18 protein-coding genes are annotated in these 18931 nt (G+C 68.4%); 12 read left to right on the forward strand and 6 right to left on the reverse strand.

Annotated elements, in window-relative coordinates; genetic code table 11:
- Positions 1-477, reverse strand: a 477-nt coding sequence (locus ACOJSN_RS02680) for an NADPH-dependent FMN reductase (RefSeq protein ID WP_420110967.1), incomplete at its 3' end; no start/stop codon positions are given.
- Between the two features lie 63 nt (positions 478-540).
- Entirely contained in the window at positions 541-1080 is a 540-nt protein-coding gene (locus tag ACOJSN_RS02685; protein WP_420110968.1) for a hypothetical protein, read from the reverse strand.
- Between the two features lie 305 nt (positions 1081-1385).
- Here ACOJSN_RS02685 and ACOJSN_RS02690 point away from each other — a divergent pair, with 305 nt between their 5' ends.
- From ACOJSN_RS02690 to rplI, 5 genes are all read left to right on the forward strand, one after another.
- Positions 1386-3704 carry a transglycosylase domain-containing protein gene (locus ACOJSN_RS02690; RefSeq protein WP_420110969.1) on the forward strand — a complete coding sequence of 773 codons (2319 nt, stop codon included), beginning with the start codon at positions 1386-1388 and terminating at the stop codon, positions 3702-3704.
- Between the two features lie 153 nt (positions 3705-3857).
- Positions 3858-4148: a 30S ribosomal protein S6 gene (rpsF, locus tag ACOJSN_RS02695; RefSeq protein ID WP_420110970.1), complete on the forward strand. Its 291-nt coding sequence runs from the start codon at positions 3858-3860 to the stop codon at positions 4146-4148.
- Between the two features lie 31 nt (positions 4149-4179).
- Positions 4180-4728, forward strand: a complete 549-nt coding sequence (locus tag ACOJSN_RS02700; protein WP_420110971.1) for a single-stranded DNA-binding protein — start codon at positions 4180-4182, stop codon at positions 4726-4728.
- Between the two features lie 41 nt (positions 4729-4769).
- A complete protein-coding gene (gene rpsR / locus ACOJSN_RS02705; RefSeq protein ID WP_420110972.1) occupies positions 4770-5009 on the forward strand; it encodes a 30S ribosomal protein S18 in 240 nt (79 codons plus the stop codon).
- A 16-nt stretch (positions 5010-5025) separates the two neighbouring features.
- Complete coding sequence (gene rplI, locus ACOJSN_RS02710) at positions 5026-5481, forward strand: 50S ribosomal protein L9 (protein ID WP_420110973.1); 456 nt, start codon at positions 5026-5028, stop codon at positions 5479-5481.
- A gap of 91 nt (positions 5482-5572) precedes the next feature.
- Here the strand turns inward: rplI and ACOJSN_RS02715 are convergent, their stop codons facing one another.
- Positions 5573-6247, reverse strand: coding sequence for a GntR family transcriptional regulator (locus ACOJSN_RS02715; RefSeq protein WP_420110974.1), 675 nt, complete (start codon positions 6245-6247; stop codon positions 5573-5575).
- Between the two features lie 87 nt (positions 6248-6334).
- Here ACOJSN_RS02715 and ACOJSN_RS02720 point away from each other — a divergent pair, with 87 nt between their 5' ends.
- Positions 6335-7012: a GntR family transcriptional regulator gene (locus ACOJSN_RS02720; protein ID WP_420110975.1), complete on the forward strand. Its 678-nt coding sequence runs from the start codon at positions 6335-6337 to the stop codon at positions 7010-7012.
- On the opposite strand, the gene ACOJSN_RS02725 is transcribed toward ACOJSN_RS02720, so the two are convergent.
- On the reverse strand, positions 6992-8170 hold the full coding sequence (locus ACOJSN_RS02725; protein ID WP_420110976.1) for a glycerate kinase: 1179 nt from the start codon (positions 8168-8170) through the stop codon (positions 6992-6994). The genes ACOJSN_RS02720 and ACOJSN_RS02725 overlap by 21 nt on opposite strands.
- A 371-nt stretch (positions 8171-8541) precedes the next feature.
- Here ACOJSN_RS02725 and ACOJSN_RS02730 point away from each other — a divergent pair, with 371 nt between their 5' ends.
- From ACOJSN_RS02730 to ACOJSN_RS02755, 6 genes are all read left to right on the forward strand, one after another.
- On the forward strand, positions 8542-9879 hold the full coding sequence (locus ACOJSN_RS02730) for an ABC transporter substrate-binding protein (RefSeq protein WP_420110977.1): 1338 nt from the start codon (positions 8542-8544) through the stop codon (positions 9877-9879).
- 35 nt (positions 9880-9914) lie between these two features.
- A complete protein-coding gene (locus ACOJSN_RS02735; protein ID WP_420110978.1) occupies positions 9915-11228 on the forward strand; it encodes a hypothetical protein in 1314 nt (437 codons plus the stop codon).
- Positions 11229-11327: 99 nt separating this feature from the next.
- The gene (locus ACOJSN_RS02740) at positions 11328-12227 is read left to right on the forward strand and encodes a carbohydrate ABC transporter permease (protein ID WP_420110984.1); all 900 of its coding nucleotides are present in this window, start codon (positions 11328-11330) and stop codon (positions 12225-12227) included.
- A complete protein-coding gene (locus ACOJSN_RS02745) occupies positions 12217-13125 on the forward strand; it encodes a carbohydrate ABC transporter permease (RefSeq protein ID WP_420110979.1) in 909 nt (302 codons plus the stop codon). Before ACOJSN_RS02740 ends, ACOJSN_RS02745 begins: the two co-directional genes overlap by 11 nt.
- Positions 13126-13150: 25 nt before the next feature.
- Positions 13151-14326 (forward strand): enolase C-terminal domain-like protein, encoded by a 1176-nt coding sequence (locus ACOJSN_RS02750; protein WP_420110980.1) that lies wholly within the window; start codon positions 13151-13153, stop codon positions 14324-14326.
- Positions 14327-14489: 163 nt separating this feature from the next.
- The gene (locus ACOJSN_RS02755) at positions 14490-16778 is read left to right on the forward strand and encodes a M28 family peptidase (protein WP_420110981.1); all 2289 of its coding nucleotides are present in this window, start codon (positions 14490-14492) and stop codon (positions 16776-16778) included.
- A gap of 34 nt (positions 16779-16812) precedes the next feature.
- On the opposite strand, the gene ACOJSN_RS02760 is transcribed toward ACOJSN_RS02755, so the two are convergent.
- Together ACOJSN_RS02760 and ACOJSN_RS02765 are read right to left on the reverse strand one after the other, a co-directional pair.
- Positions 16813-17475, reverse strand: a complete 663-nt coding sequence (locus tag ACOJSN_RS02760; RefSeq protein ID WP_420110982.1) for a hypothetical protein — start codon at positions 17473-17475, stop codon at positions 16813-16815.
- A gap of 112 nt (positions 17476-17587) precedes the next feature.
- A partial coding sequence (locus ACOJSN_RS02765; protein ID WP_420110983.1) for an FAD-binding oxidoreductase occupies positions 17588-18931 on the reverse strand: 1344 nt, incomplete at its 5' end.

The following is an 18931-nucleotide window of genomic DNA, read 5'->3' on the forward strand; positions in this document are numbered from 1 at the left end:
GAACGCGCCCTCGGTCCAGTCGAGGAACTCGTACAGCGCGACCTGGTGCCGCACGACCGTGCCCATCGTGTTCGCGATGATGCCCCGCCACTGCTCGGTGGCGCGAGTGCCGCCGTCGGCGCCGTAGGAGACGATGCCGAACCCTTTGAAGCTCCACTCGGGGTACAGCACGTCGAGCGCGTTCTTCAGGGCGGCGGGCACGCCGTGGTTGTACTCGGGTGTGACCCACACGAAGCCGTCGAAGGAATCGACGGCCTTGCTCCACTCCCGGGTCTGCGGGGTCTCGTACTCCCGCTCGGCGGCACCGGGCACGGTCTGCTCGCACAGCAGCGGCAGGTCGAACGCGGCCACGTCGAGCAGCTCGTAGGAGACGTCCTCGCGCTCCTGGGCGTGCCCGAGCACCCACCGCGCCACCGCCTCGCCCTTGCGGCCGGGCCGGGTGCTTCCGAGGACGACGGCGATGCGCAGCTTGCTCATGTGTCCCATGGAACCAAATGCCAGTGCCCACGCGAGGGAGATCCGGACCTGCCGGGCCGGACGTCAGCCCGTGCAGGCCCTGTCTGTCACCAGCTCGCCGCGGCCGTCGGTGTCGACCCAGACCACGCCGAGACCCTCCGTCCCGTCCCCACGCAGCACCAAGCTGGTGGTGACGATCGTCGTGGAGTCGTCACTGCCCGGATGATCGACCTCATCCGTGGTCTCGTTCTCCTCCAATGACAGCCCGTGTCGATCGGCGAGCTCCTCGAGCGTGCTCCTGGTCGCGTCCAGGCTGCTGGTGTCACCCGAGCTGACCTGCGCCAGCAGCTGCTCGCAGGTGACGACCTCGGCGGAGCTCGTCTCTGCCTCGGGATCGGCTGTGTCGGCCGAGCCGGCGAGGAGCCATATGCCGGCGATCGTGAAGCCGACGCCGATGACCACGCCCACCACCTGACCGATCTGGAACCGTAGATCCGATGGCTCCACAGCATCCGGATTGCGGTACATCGGCGCTGCGGCCACCCGCCATATGCGTCGGCTCAGCAGGCCTGCCAGAACTGTGAGCAGTCCGATGATCAGGAAAAGAACGCCCCCCGCACTCATGAGTGCGACGGTATCAGCGGCCTCCTGAAGCGTGCCGTACCGGGTGCGTGAGGGCCTGGGCGATATCGATCCAGCCCTGCGATCACGCGGCTGTGCCAAGGGCGCCCATGGGCGCTCTGTGTGCCGGAATCTCCAGCCGTGGCAGGTGGGCGGCGCGCGAGTGCGCGTGGTTGGCGGGTGACCTGGCCCGCAGGTGCCGCGTGGATCGTGTGAAGGTTGGTGGGGCGGCCGGTGGTGCCGCATGCCTGGTGCGCATACTGGGACCGGCCGCACCGCGGCCAGCCCTTCGTCGAGAGTGAGATCGCGTGCCGTCCGAGCGGAAGCCAACCGGCCCTGCCCGCCGCAGCGTGAAGTCCGCGCCGTCCTCCGGCACGGGAAAGCCGAGCTGGGAGCGAACCGGGGCCTCGTCGACCCGCCGCAAGCCGGCGAGCGGAAAGAACGGCAGCACGAAGGGCCCGAAGGGCAAGAAGAAGTTCTGGAACTTTCCGCGCCGCGGCAAGGGTCCGATCCGCCGCTGGCTGCCGAGCTGGCGGTTCATGCTCGCGTCGGTGATGGGAGTGTTCCTGCTAGGCGCGGGTGTCTTCTTCTACTTCTACGCGACCACCGACGTGCCGGAGGCGCAGGACATCGCCCTGGCGGAGTCGAGCACCGTCTACTTCGCCGACGGCGAGACCGAGATGGGTGCGTTCGCCGAGGTCAACCGCACGATCGTCGATCCGGCCACGCTGCCCGACCACGTGGGCCAGGCGGTCGTCGCGTCCGAGGACCGGCGGTTCTACTCCAACTCCGGCATCGACCCCATCGGCATCCTGCGTGCGCTCTGGAACAACCTGCGCGGCAACCCCACGCAGGGCGGGTCCACGCTCACCCAGCAGTACGTGGAGCGGTATTACACCGGCCAGACCTCCGGCTACGGCGACAAGATCCGCGAGGTCATCCTCGCGCTGAAGATCGACCGTGAGCAGAGCAAGGACGAGATCCTCGGCAACTACCTCAACACGATCTACTTCGGCCGCGGCGCCTACGGCATCGAGGCCGCCTCGCAGGCGTACTTCGACAAGCCGGCGAGCGAGCTGACCGTCAGCGAGTCCGCGTTGCTCGCCGGGATCATCCCCTCGCCCTCGCGCTGGGACCCGGCGGTCGACCCCCAGCAGGCCGAGGCGCGCTGGGAGCGCACCCTCGGGTACATGGTCGACGGCGGCTATCTCACCGAGGCGGAGCGCGGCGAGCTGGTGCTGCCGGAGACGGTGGAAGGCGAGCAGAGCAACTCGCTGGGCGGCACGAACGGGTATCTGCTCGACATGGTTCGCACCGAGCTGCTGGAGCGGAGCGATCTCAGCGAGGCCGATGTCTATGGCGGTGGGCTCGACATCGTCACGACGATCGACGCCGACCTGCAGGCGCTCGCGGTCGCGGCCGCCGAGGACCTCCCGGACGACGCCCCGGACAACCTCAAGGTGGCGCTGGTCTCGATGGACCCGACCACGGGGGCGATCGTGTCGCTGTACGGCGGGCCCGACTTCGTGAGCGAGTCCCGCAACCGGGTGACCCAGGACGTGGCGCAGGGCGGGTCGACGTTCAAGCCGTTCACGTTGATCGCGGCACTCGAGTCGGGGATGCCGCTCGAGCAGCGGTACCCCAGCTACTCGCCGATGGATATCGACGGGTACACGGTGCGCAACTTCGACTCGATCAATCGCGGCAACATCGATCTCGTGACAGCGACGGAGAACTCCGTCAACACCGCGTACGTACAGATGAACAACGAGGTGGGACCGGAGAACACCGTGGACGTGGCGACCCGGCTCGGGCTGCCGGAGGACACCGCCGGCCTGGAGGCGGTCCCGTCGAACGTGCTCGGGTCGGCCTCGCCGCACCCGCTCGACATGGTCACCGCTTACTCCACGATCGCGTCCGGCGGCGAACGTCACGAGAGCTTCATCGTGGCGCAGGCCACGAACGGCGACGGAGACGTGCTCTACGCCGGTGCCCAGCCGGGCGAGCAGGTGGTCGACGAGCAGGTGATCGCTGACGCGACCTATGCGATGACCCAGGTGGTCGAGAACGGCACGGGCCGCACCGCGAGCGAGATCGGCCGCCCGGCGGCGGGCAAGACCGGGTCGTCGCAGGACTACCGGTCCGCGTGGTTCGTGGGATTTGTCCCGCAGCTGACCACGGCGGTCGCGTTGTACCAGCCCGGCGAGGACGGTACCGAGGAGGTGCTCACCCCGTTCGGTGGCGCCAACCCCGTGGCCGGCGGCACCTGGCCCACGACGATCTGGACCAATTACATGACCGACGCCGTGGCGGACCTCCCGGTGGTCGACTTCCCCGAGCGCAGCGCGCCGGCCACGCCCACCTACCAGCCGACCGCGCCGCCCACCACGGACGAGCCCACCACCGAGGAGCCGACGACCGAGGAGCCGACGACCGAGGAGCCGACCACGGAGGAGCCGACGACCGAGGAGCCGACCACGGAGGAGCCGACGACCGAGGAGCCGACCACGGACGATCCGACCGACGATCCCAGCGACGATCCGACGTCGGACGACCCGACCGACGATCCGACGTCGGACGATCCCACCGACGCCGGCCTCGGCCTCCCGATCATCGGGGACAGCTGAGCCACCGCCGTCGCGGCGCCGGCGGTGATCCGGTACGATCTGGTGGTTTGTGTCCGCAGCACGCACCTGCGTGAGGTGGGCACAACGCATCGCATGAACCCTCCTGTCACGGAAATGCCGTGACCGCCTAGACCGAAGGAGGTGGGTATACACATGCGTCAGTACGAACTGATGATCATCCTCGAGCCCGAGGTGGACGAGCGCACCGTCGCACCCTCCCTGGACAAGTTCCTGTCCGTCATCACCACGGGTGGTGGCAGTGTCGACAAGGTCGACATCTGGGGCAAGCGCCGCCTGGCCTACGAGATCGCCAAGCGTTCCGAGGGCATCTACGCCGTCGTGGACATGACGGCCACGCCCGAGCTCGCCAAGGAGCTCGACCGCCAGCTGGGGCTCAACGAGTCGGTGCTGCGCACCAAGCTCATCCGCCCCGACGCTCACTGACCGCTCAGACAGCACAGCAGGAGGCACCGATATGGCAGGCGACACCATCATCACGGTCGTCGGGAACCTGACCGCCGACCCGGAGCTGCGGTTCACGCCCTCCGGCGCCGCGGTCGCGAACTTCACCGTGGCGTCCACGCCGCGGCAGTTCGACCGCCAGAGCAACGAGTGGAAGGACGGCGACACGCTGTTCATGCGCTGCTCGATCTGGCGCGAGGCGGCCGAGAACGTGGCCGAGTCGCTCGTCAAGGGCACGCGTGTGATCGCTCAGGGCCGGCTGGTCCAGCGCTCGTACGAGACCCGTGAGGGCGAGAAGCGCACGGTCGTCGAGCTCCAGGTCGACGAGGTGGCTCCCTCGCTGCGCTACGCCACGGCCAAGGTCACCCGCAGCCAGCGCGGCGGCGGTGGCGGTGGCGGCAACTACGGCGGTGGCGGCGGCTACTCCGGTGGCGGCAACAGCGGCGGTGGCGGCGGCTACGGCGGCGGCAACGCTGGCGGTGGGAACTCCGGCGGCGGAAGCAACGCCGAGGACCCGTGGGCCAGCAGCGGTTCGTCGTTCTCCGACGAGCCCCCCTTCTAAACATCCCGCGTCCACGGACGCGTAGTACGAGGAGACATCACATGGCGAGGAACACTCGCAAGCCGGTCATCAAGAAGGTGAAGCCGGTCAAGCGCCCCGTTCTCGAGAACGGCATCAACTACAAGGACACCGCGACCCTGCGGAAGTTCATCTCCGACCGCGGCAAGATCCGGGCCCGCCGGGTCACCGGGGTCACCGTGCAGGAGCAGCGACTGATCGCGAAGGCCGTGAAGAACGCCCGCGAGATGGCGCTGCTGCCCTACTCCGGCTCCGGCCGCTGAGGAAGGAGCAGACATCATGACGACGAAGCTCATCCTCACCCACGAGGTGACGGGGCTCGGTGCGCCGGGCGACGTCATCGACGTCAAGGACGGCTACGCCCGCAACTACCTCCTCCCGCGCGGCCTCGCCACCGGGTGGACCAAGGGCGCGCAGAAGCAGATCGACGCCATCCAGGCAGCTCGCCGCAAGCGTGAGATCGCCACGATCGAGGACGCCCGCGCCGCCCGCGACTCGCTGCAGAGCAAGCCCGTGGTCGTGCAGGTGCGTTCCGGCGAGTCCGGCCGCCTGTTCGGCGCGGTCACCACGACCGACATCGCGGAGGCCGTCGCCGCCGCCGGTGGCGTGAGCGTGGACCGCCGCAAGATCGAGGTCAAGAACCCGATCAAGTCGCTCGGCTCCCACCAGGTGTCCGTGCGTCTGCACGACGACGTCACCGCGACCCTCGAGGTCCAGGTCGTCCCGGCCAAGTAAGGCCAGTACGACGGCGAAGGCCCGGTCCCGTAGGGGCCGGGCCTTTGGCATGTCGCGGGGCTCGGCCGGAACAGCGGCGACTCTGAGGATGTCACTCCTTGGCTGCAGCAGCCCTCTGAACCTGGCCGACCAGACGGTCCCGAGCGTGGTCGAGGTGGGCGGTCAGAGCGGCTGCTGCGGCCTCCTGTGAGCCGGCTGCGATTGCCTCCAGAATGACCGCGTGCTCGCTGACCACGGTGCCGGGGCTGGTGCTGCGGTGGGCCTGGAACTGCCCCATCGTGAGGTGGATCTCCCCCATGATCAGCCCGTGCATCTTGGCCAGGCGCGTGCTCCCGGCGGCCTCGACCAGCGCTGTGTGGAAGGCGATGTCGGCGGCGACCTGGTCCGGAAAGCTCAGCCGCTCGGCTGCGAGCTCGATCGCTCCCTGTGCGTGGACTGCGCCCTCGGGAAGGTGGCTGTGCACGGCGAGGCGCGTCACGGCCGCCGTCTCGACTGCTTCGCGGGCAATGAACAGGTCGGTGAGCTCGTCGGAGTCGAAGATCGGAACCATGGCGGTCTTGTGGGCAGTTCGTCGAAGCAGGCCCTCGGCAGTCAGGCGCTCCAAACAGGCCTTCGCGGTCGGTCGGGCAACGGAGTACTCGCTGGAGACCCGCGCTTCGGTGAGGCGTTCCCCGCCCTTGATCTCACCGTTGATGATCCGCATGCGTAGGGACTCGTACAGCGCATCCGTCAGTGAAGACGGAGTCAGTGCGTACTCCCCGGCCATGGCACGACAGCATAAGCCGATTGTCTGTCAATCGCGGTTCTCTCGTATTGCTATACAAGTAGGCTAGTCAGTCAGTAGGAGGTGGATATGTCACAGGAGGAGCGACGACTCACCGCGGTCTCGTTGGTGGACGCCGTGGCGGAGTCGCTCAGACGCGACGTGATCTCGCGTGCCATCGCGCCCGGCGCCGGGTTGACAGAGCAGTTTGTCGCCGACCGGTTCTCTGTCGCTCGGACGACAGCCAAGGCGGCGGTCGAGCGACTGGTTGCGGACGGATTCCTGCAACGCACGATCCATCGCAGCGCACGAGCGCCGATCCTGAGCACCGCCGATATCGAAGATCTCTACGACAGCCGGATCCTGCTCGAAGTCGAAGCGCTGCGGCGGCTGGCGTCCACCGGCACCGTTCCTGTGCGCGCTGAGCGCCACGCGCTCGAGCTGATGATCTTCGCCAACCGTGGTGACCACGACGGCATGGCGGGATGCGACGTCGGCATGCACCGTGCCTTGGTGGAGGCTGCAGGCAGCCCGCGACTGACTCGGATGCACGGAACGATCATGGGCGAGGCCCACATCTGCATGGTGCAGGTACAGGAGCGGAACCTGCTGCACGCCCAGACGATCGACGTCGAGCACGGCGCGATTCTCTCGGCCGTGCGGACGGGCGATGTCGAGGGCGCCGGCGAGGCGGTGCGTGCCCACCTCGTCCGGGCTCGCGATCAGCTCCTGCTGCGCCACGAGGCGCTAGCCGGTGAGTCCACCTGATCGATTGAGTGGGGCGTGGAGGCGGCCAGACGTCACGTGCTCGCCGAGGTGTCGACCTGCTTCCTGCAGCCAGCGGGATGCGTGTTCGATGCTCGACCGCTCGTCGTTGGCATAGTCAGTCAGCGCGAGGTGGTCGACGAAGCCAAGTCTCCTCACCCCATCGATCGTGAGAGTGCTGCGTCCAACCACAGCCCAGCAGGGCACCGAGGCCGCCCGCGCGTACCGCAGCACGCCCACGGGCGCTTTTCCGCCGGTCGTCTGGGCATCGAGTGATCCCTCACCGGTGATGACGAGATCGGCCCACGAAACTGCATCGCGCAGACCGCTGAGCTCAGCGAACGTGTCGATGCCGTCCACGAGGTCTGCTCCGAGTGCGGCTGACAGCCCGAACGCCATGCCGCCTGCTGCGCCTGCGCGAGGAGCGTCGCGAAGCCGCCGCCCGGTCACGTCTTCGAGAAGGTTCGCCCAATGGGTAAGCGCACGCTCGATCACATCCAGGTCGCTCGATGTTGCGCCCTTCTGGGGTCCGAACACGGCCGCTGCTCCGCGCCGCCCGAGCAGCGGGTTCGTCACATCGGTCGCTACCTGGAAGCGGGTTCTGCGGCGAACTCTGGAGAGCGCGTCGAGATCGACTGTGGCAAGGCCGAGCAAGGCGGCGGGGCCGTAGTGCTCGGGCGAGGTGTTCGACGAGGCGCGCACCGCCATCCCCAGGGCGGCGAGCGCTCCGGCTCCGCCATCGCTCGTCGCACTGCCGCCGGCACCGATCACGACGCGTTCGGGCTGCTGCTCCAGCGCCGCGAGGACCAGCTCGCCCAGACCGAATGTGTCGGCGCGCAGCGGCGCCAGCTCGTGGGCGAGCAGCGGTGCGAGACCGCTGCTCGCAGCCATCTCGATGACCGCGCTGCCCTGTCCGATCGCGAACTGCGCCTCTGTCGGGCGGCGCAGCGGGTCGCTGACCCGGGCCGTCTGCAGTGTGAAGCCGTGCGCGACAAGCTCGGTGGCAAAGCCGTCGCCGCCATCCGAGACCGGATGGAGCCGGATCTCGGCCCCGGGTAGCGCCTGAGCCAGCCCCGTGCGCAGATCCCGGGCAACCTCCCCAGCACCGAGGCAGCCTTTGAACTTGTCGGTCGCCACGAGGATGCGCAGTGCTCCGGTCACGCTGATCGCTCGATCCAGGCACGGGTCTGTGCGGTGCGGACCGCCGCGAGCGGCAGTCGTCCCGAGCCTGGCTCGCCTCGACCCGGCGCGTCGGCGACCCGCACGTGAGCGGCGCGCCCGGCACACCTCTCACGATCCGTCACGTGGGTATCTCGCATGAGCGTCCTTCCGCAGGATCGAACGACTGTCAGATTGTCCATCCAGCAATCTTGACAGACAAGTGTGCTGCGTACCAGGATGGTTCATGTCAACGTCGACGCGGTTCACGCCGAGTCCACCGTGACGTTGTCGTTGCAGAGGGCGACACAAGCACCGATGCGCGCCGACCTCACCACTCGATCGCTTCACACACACTCACGAAAGGTGAACTCGTGGCAACTCAGATTGCCCAGCTGTCGCGCCGTGGCCTGTTGCGGCTCGGGGCAGCCGCCGGGACGGCCGGCTTGGCAGGTACAGCACTCGCAGGCTGCGGCTCCGGCTCGAACAACGGCGGCGGGAGCGGCAGCGCCAGCCTCCGATTCGTCTTCTGGGGCGCCGACGACCGTGTACGTCGGTTCCAAGAAGCCGCCGATCTCTACATGACGCAGAACCCCGACACCGAGATCCTGGTGGAGTTCGGCGAGATCGGATCGCTCGAGACCCAGATGGGTGTCGCCATGACGGCAGGCAACCTCCCCGACGTGTTCTGGGTGCACGGCAACCTGTTCCCGCAGATGGTCGCTGAAGGACATGTCATGGACCTGACCGAGCACTTCGGTCAGGAGATCAAGAGCGAGGGGTTCACGGACTCGGTACTCGTCAGCGGTCAGGTCGACGGCGGCTTGTACTCGCTGCCGCACGGCCTCCAGTCGCCCTGCACGTTCGCCAAGGTTCCCGTTCTCGAGGAGCTCGGCATCCCGATCAAGTCCTACCCCGAGTCCTACACCTGGGAGGAGTACGCGGAGTACGCGAACCTCGCGCACGAGCGCCTGGGGCCGGACTTCTACGGCACAGACGAACCGACGTCGACCGGCTATTACGACCCGTTCCGCGCCTGGGTCCGCCAGCGCGGCGAAGAGTTCTACACCACCGATGGCGACATTGGCTTCACCGAGGACACGCTGACGGCGTGGTTGGAGTACTGGGACGCCCTGCGGTCCAGCGGTGGTGCAGTACCGCCGCAGATTCACCGCGACGACGATCCCTTCTTCCAGGGTGCGCCGATGATCCGGAACCTCGCAGCCTTCCACCTGCGCAACTCGAACCAGATCGGTGAGCTGCAGAAGCTCTCTCCCGAGGAGCTCGTGGTGATGCCGCTGCCGGGCAACGGCGGCGAGGGCACCGACAGCATCTTCATGTTCCCGAACACCCTGGCGATCGCCGCCGGCACGGCATACCCGGAGCAGGCCCTGCACTTCGTGGACTTCCTGCTCAACGACCCGGAACGGGCAGAGATCATCGGCACCACGATCGGGAGCCCCCCAACGCAGGAGATGCGCGACGTCATTGCGCCAGGGCTGGACGCGGCCGAACAGCAGTTCCTCGACTACATCGGCTTCGAGGTCGAGGCCGGCCCGCGCGCGATGCCGCCGAACCCCCCGACGTCGGGCGCCTTCGGGGGCGAGATGACGACGACCTTGGATGCCTGGGCCTTCGGTCAGCAGAGCATCGAGGACGCCGTCGCCCACATCTTCGGACCCGCCCGCGAGCAATACCTGCTCGGTAACTGAACCATCCCACCCCGAACGCCACCACGAGGACACACATGCCTTTGAACGAGATCGCCGCCAGCCTGTATGCCTGGGACCTGCACGACGAGGGGGTGGATCACGCCCTCGACGTCCTGGCCAGCCGGGCCGAGGTCAACTCCGCCTACCTCGTCGGGTTGATGCACAAGGAGAAGCGGCCGTTGCACGCACGTTTCTACCCGCACAACCCGGTCCGCAGGTACTACACGCCCGAGGACAGTCGCGCGTACTGGATCCCCGACCCCAGCAAGTACGGCCGGATCGCGCCGATGACCTCGGACCGCGACTTCCTGAAGGGCACCGATTGGCTGCAGGTGCTGATCGATGGGGCGAGGGCTCGCGGGATGCGTACGGGGTGCGAGGTCTCGCACACCGTCATCGATGCCGCACTGGCGCGTGAGCAGTTCTCCGACGTGCTGCAACGCGACGTCTTCGGCAACATCGTCGGCGCCTTCGAGGCTGTCGAGGCGCAGCGAGCTCTGCCTTGCCTGAACAATCCCGACGTTCGCGAGTACCTGGTGGGGCTCTTCACCGACCTGGCTTCGAACTACGACATCGACTATGTCCAGACCTGCCTGGTGATGTTCGGTGCTGGGCGCGATGACGGCGGCACGCACGCGTTCGGGCCCTCCTCGTGGCAGCAACTGTTGAGTGTGGCCACCGGTGGTTGCTTCTGCAACGCGTGCGGCGACAAGGCCCGGGCCGAGGGCCTGGACTGGAACGCGATCGTCGACGAGGTGGGCCACCTCGCGCGGCTCTCGAAGCGGATCGGTCTGGAGGAGCTGCACGAGCGGCAGCTGCTCGACGAGGCCAACTACAGCGAGTCGACGCTGTTGATCGAGAACGACGCGTTCACGGCATGGCTGCAGTTCCGCAAGCGCTCGATCACCGAGCTGTTCGCCACCGTGAAGGCGGCGCTGGCAAGCACCGGGCGCGACGTCGAGCTCCGGTACAACACCTACATGGCCTCGCCCGAGCGCGCCGGTCTCGACTTCAAGGCTGCCTTCCAGCACGTGGACTCGGTCCGCGAGTCGGACTACTCCGATCAGCTGGGGACACCCGAGGGCGTCGCCACCAAGCGCGCCAAGCTCATGAAGTGCCGTCGAGCGCTGCGGGAGGACCAGAAGTTGATCGCGGCGCTCGGAGTTCGGCCGAACGCCACCCCGGAAACCCTGCGCGGTAGCGTCAAGGCAGCGGTCGACAGCGGGTGCGATGGGCTCTCGCTCGGACACTACGACGGCGCGACGATGGAGCGCCTCGACGCCGTGCGCGAAGGGCTGCGCGAGTGGGAAGGCCAGGAGCGCTACTGGCAGGTCCTGGCCGAGGACTGAGGACCTGGTGGATCGTCGTGACGATGCCTGCACGTGCCGTGTCATGCGGTCACGTGCAGGCATCAAGGAAGGAGCGTCGTGAGTCTGTCTCCGACCCGGATGCGCCGCGCGTCACGGGCGCAGCCACGAGGCCGCCCGTCCCGGGTTGCCTACATCTTCCTGCTGCCCTGGTTCGCAGGCATCATCGGGATCACAGCAATACCGATGGTCGCCTCGCTCTACCTCTCGTTCACCAACTTCAGGTTGGGCGGCACGCCCTCGTGGGTGGGCTTGGCCAACTACGAGCGGATGGCCTCGGACGCATCGTTTCACGCGGCCTCCGTGGTGACGGCGAAGTACGTGTTCATCTCGGTCCCGTTGCAGCTCGCGTTCGCGCTCGCGATCGCGCTGGTTTTGAACCGAGGCGTGCGGGGGCTGCCCATCTATCGCTCGGTGTACTACCTGCCGTCTCTGCTGGGCGGCAGCGTCGCTGTCGCAGTCCTCTGGCGTCAGTTGTTCGCGACCGACGGGCTCATCCCGGAGCTGGCGGGACGCTTCGGGATTCAGATGGGCTCGTGGATCTCCGATCCGAAGCATGCCCTGACGACGCTGATGATCCTCAACGTCTGGACCTTCGGATCGCCGATGGTGATCTTCCTGGCAGGCTTACGTCAGATCCCCAGCGAGTTGCTCGAGGCCGCGGCGGTCGACGGCGCCGGTCGCATGCGGCGCTTCCTCTCGGTGACCGTGCCGCTCCTGTCGCCGGTGATCTTCTTCAACCTCGTGCTGCAACTGATCGGCTCGTTCCAGGCCTTCACCGGTGCCTACATCGTCTCCTCCGGCAGCGGAGGACCGGCGAACTCGACGCTGTTCTACACCCTGTATCTGTTCCAGGCAGGCTTCCAGAGATTCGAGATGGGATACGCCAGCGCACTCGCCTGGGTGCTGTTCGCCGTCATCGGCTTCTTCACCGCACTCAACTTTGTCGGTGCCAAGTATTGGGTCCACTATGAGAGCTGAGCTCGAAGCCACTGCCGCCCCGCTGCGCACAGGACCCGACCACGGTCGGCGCCGCTCGGTGCTGTACCAGGCCGGGGCCTGGATGGCGTCGTCGGGATGGAAGCACCTGCTGCTGATCGCATTCGGCCTGATCATGATCTACCCGCTGGTGTGGATGCTGACCCGGTCGTTCGTCTCCAACGCCGACATCTTCAACCCGGACGCGGCGTCGACCTTCACGCTGGAGAACTACATCACCGGCTGGAGTTCGCTACGCGTGACCTTCGGCCGCTTCATGCTGAACTCGATGTTCGTCGCTCTCGCGTGCATCGCGGGCAACCTGATCTCCTGCACACTCGCCGCCTACGCCTTCGCGCGGCTGCAGTTCAAGCTGCGAGGACCGTTATTCGGCCTGATGATGTCGACGATCATGCTGCCGTTCCACGTGACGATCGTGCCGCAGTACATCATCTTCCATCAGCTGGGGCTCGTCGACACCTACGTGCCCCTGATCCTGCCGAAGTTCCTGGCCGTCGAGGCGTTCTTCGTGTTCCTGATGGTGCAGTTCATGCGGGGGCTGCCCACGACGCTCGACGACGCCGCGGCCATCGACGGGTGCGGTCCATTCCGGACGTTCTGGAGCGTCATCCTGCCGCTCTGTATGCCGGCGATCGGCGTGACGGCGGTGTTCACCTTCATCTGGACGTGGAACGACTTCTTCACGCCGCTGCTGTACCTGAACTCACCCGACATGTACACGGTCCCCATGGGGCTGAGTGCTTTCCAGGATTCCACCGGACTGAGCAACTACGGCGCGTTGTTCGCGATGTCCGTGCTGTCGCTGGTGCCGGTGTTCTTCGTCTTCCTGTTCGCCCAGAAGACTCTTGTCCAAGGTATCGCCACGACCGGGCTCAAGTAGCCGCCGGTCTCCACGAAAGGTCGTCATGTCCACGATCACCGAGGTCGACGTCATCACGTTCGACCACACGGTCGCCTACCGCTACACGCCATCGGGCGAGCTGCGCTCCGGCTCTCAGCATCCGACGCGGACAACCCGCCGCTACGCGGTCCGGATCCGGACCGCCGATGGCGTGGAGGGCGCCTATGTGACGCTCTGGAGCGCACCGCCGATGGCCGTGGGGCAGGTCGAGGCCGGGGTCAAGACGATCCTGGGCCGGCCCCTCAGTCATCGGGAGCTGTTCTGGGACCAGGTGAACCGCAACCAGGCCAAGACCGACCGAATCGGTTACGGCGCGATCGACATCGCCCTGTGGGACGCGATGGGCCGCAGCTGCGGCAAGCCGATCGCGGCGCTCCTCGGTCAGTTCCGCGAGCGGCTCCCGGCGTACGTCTCCACCGTGGGCGGAGGCCATGGCCTGGGTGCGCTCGGCACCCCGGAGAGCTACCGCGACTACGCGGACGCCTGCGCCGCCGCAGGCATTCCCGGGTACAAGATCCACGGGCCAGGAACCGGCAAAGTCAAGGACGAGATCGCGGCTCTGCAGGGCGCTGCCGAGGGTTCAGCCGGTCGAAGCGACGTCATGACGGACCCCGGCAAGGGGCTGCCCACGCTGGCGGACGCGCTGAAACTGGGCGCCGCCTGCGACGAGGTGGGGGCCTTCTGGTGGGAGGACCCGATGCGCGACGACGCCCGCCTCAGCCACCAGATCCTCCGCCAACGGGTGCGGACCCCGCTGCTGCTGACCGAGTTTGTGCGCGGCCTGGAGCAGCGGGTCGAGCTCGCGATCCAGGGAGCGACCGACTTCCTTCGTGCGGATCCGGAGCTCGACATGGGGATCACTGGCGTGATGAAGACGGCGCATGCCGCCGAGGCGCTCGGCATCGACATGGAGGTACATGCGTCCGGGCCCGCGCAACGGCACTGCATGGCGGCGATCCGGAACACCAACTACTACGAGCTCGGGCTGCTCGACCCGGCCTCGGGTAACCCGCTGCACCCGCCGGTCTACCTCGGCGACGACTACTCCGAGGACCTGGCAGCGGTCGGCGACGACGGGTGCGTCGCGGTGCCGACGGGGCCTGGGCTCGGCGTGGAGTACGACTGGGACCGGATCCTCGCCTCGAACGCTGAGGTGAAGGCGTATCGGGCCGGCGACTGAGCTCGTCGTCGCAGGCGCCTGCGCCGTCGAACCGGCGGTGATTCGAGTCGCGACGCCTGCCACCGTGTGGGAGGCAGGTAGGCGGTAAGGACGACATCGTGAACGCCGGGCATCCGTCGAATGGGTGACTCCAGGGAGAACCCGCCCGGGTTAGCTTCGGGCCATGAACGCCGACGACTCAGTTGCTGCGCCCGGTACCGCCACGCGGGGGCGCGTGTCCGTCTGCGTGGTGGTGCTCGCTCTGCTCGCTGCCGTACTCGCGGGATTCGCCTCGCGTGGCACTGCAGCACCGCTGGGCGGCACTGCACCGGCCGCCGACTTCAGCGCTGCGCGGGCGACTGCGATGGTCGCGCCGGTGGTGCAGGATCCTCGACCGATCGGATCGCCCGAGAACGCCGAGGCGCGCAGGTACCTGGCCGAGCAGCTGCAGGCGGCGGGCTTCGACGTGCAGGAGCACGACGGCATCGCGGCCCGTACCGGGACAGGCGACTACGCAGGTGAGAGCACCGCGGCGTTCGTCCGAAACCTCGTGGCCACGCGCCCGGGCTCGGACCCGACCGGCACCGTGGTGCTCGCTACGCACATCGACTCGGTGCCTGGCGCTCCCGGCGCGGCCGACGCCGGCGTGGGTCTCGCCGTCATCCTCGAGACCGTGCGTGCGCTCGGGGACGAGGCGCTGCGCAACGACCTCGTGGTGCTGCTGGTCGACGGCGAGGAGGACGGTCTGCTCGGGGCGCTCGACTATCTGCAGGCCGAGGCGGGTGATCTCGCCGAGCCGGTCGTGGTGCTCAACCACGAGGCGCGCGGCGTCTCCGGGCGCCCGATGGTGACCCGCTGGAGCGGGCCGATGCACCAGGCGATGCCTGCGATGCCGAGCCCTGAGGCGGAATCCTTCACCGATGCGCTCTTCGCGATCATTCCCAACGACACCGATTTCACCGAGTATCGGAACGCCGGCTGGTGGGGCATGGACCTCGCGATCACCGGCGACTCCTGGGCCTATCACTCGCCTCAGGACGACGCCGCGCACCTGGACCCCAGCACGCTGCAGCACTACGGCGAACTGACCCTCGGCCTCACGCGCGATCTGCTCGACCGCGACCTGCTCGCCCTCGACGACGCCGCCGCCGAGCCGGTGCTCACCACGGCCCCGTGGGGCATCCTGCAGATCCCGGCCGGCGTTCTGCTGGCGCTCGCGGTCCTCGCCCCGGTAGCGGCCCTTGCGGGGATCGGACTGGCATCACGCCGCCGCCTCGCGTCCTGGGGCCGGTCGCTGCTCGGAGTGCTCGGAAGCGTGGTCGCGGTGCTGCTCGGCGGTGCCCTCGCGGTCGGCACGTGGATGCTGGCACAGGCGCTGCGGCCCGGGATGCTCTCGGTGACGGTCGGTGAGCCGGTAACCGCCTGGCCCTTTCTGGCCGCTGAGGCAGCGACGGCGGTGGCTGCGCTCGCGATCGTGTGGGCGTTGTTGCGCCGGCGGGTCGGCACGACCGCGCTCGCGCTCTGCGCCACCCTCACGGCGTCGCTGCTCGCTGCCGCGCTCACCGCGTACTCGCCACAGCTGGGCGGCTGGCTGATGCTTCCTGTCGCTGTGGCGGCGCTGGGGACGCCGCTGGCGATCGCGCTGCTGGCGGGCGAGCCGTCGCGTGCGCGGCGTGCGACCGCGACCGTGGTGCGGGTCGTTGCCGCGCTTCCGATGGGCTGGGTTCTCGGCACCCAGCTGTCGGCCATGGGGGAGTTCGGGATCGCGAGCTCCAACGGCATGCTCGCGATCGTTGTGCTGGTCTCGTTGCTCGCGGTCGCCGGGCTGTGGGCGCCCGGTGGACAGGCGATGCATGCGGCCAGCGAGTCGGGTGCGCGGTCGGCGCCGCGCATGCGTGGTCGGGTGCTGCTCCCGGCGACCACGATCCTGGCCGTGCTCTCCCTCACCGGCGTCGGCCTCGCGGTGCAGGACGCCGCGGCCGAGCCCACGCAGGAGCGCGTGGTCGCCGAGGTCGACGTCGACGCCGGGACCGCCCTCTGGTCGGCCACGGGATCGACCGCGTGGGGCCGCGACCTCGACGGCGTCTCGGTCGCCGACACCGCTTCCCTGTCACCCCCGGAGTGCGTGGCCACCACGGTGGGTGACGGCCGCGTCAGCATCACGGTCAGCTCGCCGCGCGAGTCGCAGCGGCTCATGCTGGCGGTCGCCGAGGACAGCATGACCGACATCAGCGTCGACGGCACTCCTGTCGCAACCGGTACCGAAGGGAGCACCGTGCTGCGAGTCCTGGGCCTCGAGCCCGGTCAGAGCGCGGTCGTCGAGGCCACCACAGCAGCGACCAGTCTGATCTGCACCGACGAGACCCACAACCCGGCTGATGCGCCAGGGTGGCAGCCCGAACCCGACGACGTGTCGCTCGTGCAGCCTGCGGTTCGCGTCACCGCAACTGTCACGCTCGACGACACCCCCTGACGTGCCGAACTCGGAGGGGGCTGGTGAGCGGGACTCACTCCTCGCCGTCGAACAGTCCTCCGTCGAGAAGCCAGTGGTAACGCAGCCGGAGCGCTCGCTCGGTGCTGGCCACCAGCGTGGCGATGACCAGCGACACGTTGAACCAGCCGGGCAGCTGGAACGGTGACGTGAAGGTGCCGACGTTCTCGGCCACAGGTGGGATCTGCGAGATCTGCTCCACGAGTTGAGGGACACCGAGAACCAGCGCCACGAGCAGGACCACCACCGAGACGAATCCGATGAAGCGGCTCAGGCCCGGCCGCTCGCGCTCCAGGCGTGCGCGGCGTCCTTCCGCCGAGGCTGCGTCCGGCACGAGCTGTCGCTCGGAGCCGCCCTCGGTGACGTAGTGGCAGCGCCTGAGCCCGTAGCTGCTTGCCGCCACCTGCACGGTCCCGCCAGTGACCGGGAACTCGGCGGGCAGCTTCGACCGGGCGGTCTGCACCCCGTTGCGGTAGAGGTGCGCGACCACCTCGCCGTCCGAGTCGCCCCACAGCTTCACGTCGACCGACCAGACCTCCCGCTGACCGCTGTCGCCGGGGAGCGTCAGGTGGAACAGCGCCCGCGAGAGCTGCTGCCACCACCGGAAGCGCTTGAGCGGGTGACCATCCCCGGGCTTGACACGCTTGGCCGCGCGCCGACGTTTCCAGTCCTCAAGCATCGGCACCACGGTACTGGTGCCCGGGGCGGCGATGGGCAGCCCTGCAGGTCACGTGACCGACCGCTCTCGAACAGACTGCGCGTGCTGGTCCTGCGGCGGTTCGGTCGCGCCTCTAGAACGCCGCGCCAGGGTTGAGGATCCCCTGCGGGTCGAGGGCGGTCTTCACTGCGGCGTTGAGCCGCACCACGTCCTCCCCGACGTTGGCTGCGAGCCACGGCCGCTTCAGTCGACCCACCCCGTGCTCGCCGGTGATGGTGCCGTCGAGGGCGATGGCGAGGTCCATCACCTCGCCGTAGGCGGCGTCGGCGCGGGCGATGGTCTCGGCGCTGGAGACGTCGCGCATCACGAGCGGGTGGGTGTTGCCGTCACCGGCGTGCGCGATCAGTGCGATCGGTACACCCGATCTGGCCGAGATCTCCTCGATTCCGGCCATCAGCTTGCCGAGGCTCGGGAGCGGGACGCCCACGTCGCCCAGTAACAGCGAGCCGGCGCACTCCTCGACCGAGGGGATCGCCACGCGGCGCAGGTGCGCCCAGTGCTCACCCTGCTCCGCCGTGCTGGCCTGCTGCACCGTGAGCGCGCCGCCATCGCGACAGATCTCGGCAGCAGCGGCGAGCGCCGCCTCGCCGGCAGCGCCGGCTTCGTCGGACTGCACGATCACGGTGGCGCACGCACTGGTGTCGAGCCCACCGCGGTGCACCCGCTCCACACACTCCACCGTGGTGCGGTCCATCAGCTCGAGCATCGACAGCCGCCCCGTGCGCGCGAGCGCGCAGACGACCTTGCCCGCCTTGTCGATGTCGTCGAACGTCACGAGCAGCGTGCTCGACGGCGGTGGGGCGGCCTTCAGCCGCAGGGTCGCCGACACGATCACCCCGAGGGTGCCCTCGCTGCCGATGAACAGCTGGATGAGGGGGAGGCCGGCCACGTCCTTGATCAGGCGACCGCCGAGCTCGACGACCGAGCCATCGGCGAGCACCACCGTCAGCCCCATCACGTAGTCACGGGTGACTCCGTACTTCACGCAGCACAAGCCACCCGCGTTGGTCGCGATGTTACCGCCGATGCTGCAGAACGTGAAGGATGCCGGGTCCGGTGGGTACCAGAGCCCATGCTCGGCCGCTGCGGCCTTCAACTCGGAGTTGAGCACGCCGGGGCCCACGGTCGCGGTCATGGTCACCGGGTCGATAGCGATGCCGCCCATGTCTTCGACACTCAGCACCAGGGCGCCGTCGTACGCAGACGCTCCGCCCGACAGCCCCGATCCCGCGCCACGCGGGATCACACCGATGCCGTGCTCGCTGGCGAATCGCAGCGTGGCCTGCACGTCGGCGACCGACTGCGCCCGCACCGCCGCGAGCGGGGTGCCCGCGTTCGGATCCGCGGCACGGTCGCGGCGGTAGCGCTCGAGCTCGTCGGGCGTGCTCAGGACCGGGCCGGCCACCCGGGAGCGGAG

Origin of the sequence: Pseudactinotalea sp. (assembly GCF_048594945.1) — a bacterium.
Classification (GTDB): Bacteria; Actinomycetota; Actinomycetes; order Actinomycetales; family Beutenbergiaceae; genus Pseudactinotalea.

Bases quoted from the DNA above. Each gene is read 5' to 3' on its own strand.
- ACOJSN_RS02685 (WP_420110968.1), bottom strand. From the start codon at position 1,080: ATGAGTGCGGGGGGCGTTCTTTTCCTGATCATCGGACTGCTCACAGTT.
- ACOJSN_RS02745 (WP_420110979.1), top strand. From the start codon at position 12,217: ATGAGAGCTGAGCTCGAAGCCACTGCCGCCCCGCTGCGCACAGGACCC.
- rplI (WP_420110973.1), top strand. From the start codon at position 5,026: ATGACGACGAAGCTCATCCTCACCCACGAGGTGACGGGGCTCGGTGCG.
- ACOJSN_RS02720 (WP_420110975.1), top strand. From the start codon at position 6,335: ATGTCACAGGAGGAGCGACGACTCACCGCGGTCTCGTTGGTGGACGCC.
- ACOJSN_RS02760 (WP_420110982.1), bottom strand. From the start codon at position 17,475: ATGCTTGAGGACTGGAAACGTCGGCGCGCGGCCAAGCGTGTCAAGCCC.
- ACOJSN_RS02740 (WP_420110984.1), top strand. From the start codon at position 11,328: ATGCGCCGCGCGTCACGGGCGCAGCCACGAGGCCGCCCGTCCCGGGTT.
- ACOJSN_RS02715 (WP_420110974.1), bottom strand. From the start codon at position 6,247: ATGGCCGGGGAGTACGCACTGACTCCGTCTTCACTGACGGATGCGCTG.
- ACOJSN_RS02700 (WP_420110971.1), top strand. From the start codon at position 4,180: ATGGCAGGCGACACCATCATCACGGTCGTCGGGAACCTGACCGCCGAC.
- rpsR (WP_420110972.1), top strand. From the start codon at position 4,770: ATGGCGAGGAACACTCGCAAGCCGGTCATCAAGAAGGTGAAGCCGGTC.
- ACOJSN_RS02735 (WP_420110978.1), top strand. From the start codon at position 9,915: ATGCCTTTGAACGAGATCGCCGCCAGCCTGTATGCCTGGGACCTGCAC.
- ACOJSN_RS02755 (WP_420110981.1), top strand. From the start codon at position 14,490: ATGAACGCCGACGACTCAGTTGCTGCGCCCGGTACCGCCACGCGGGGG.
- ACOJSN_RS02750 (WP_420110980.1), top strand. From the start codon at position 13,151: ATGTCCACGATCACCGAGGTCGACGTCATCACGTTCGACCACACGGTC.
- rpsF (WP_420110970.1), top strand. From the start codon at position 3,858: ATGCGTCAGTACGAACTGATGATCATCCTCGAGCCCGAGGTGGACGAG.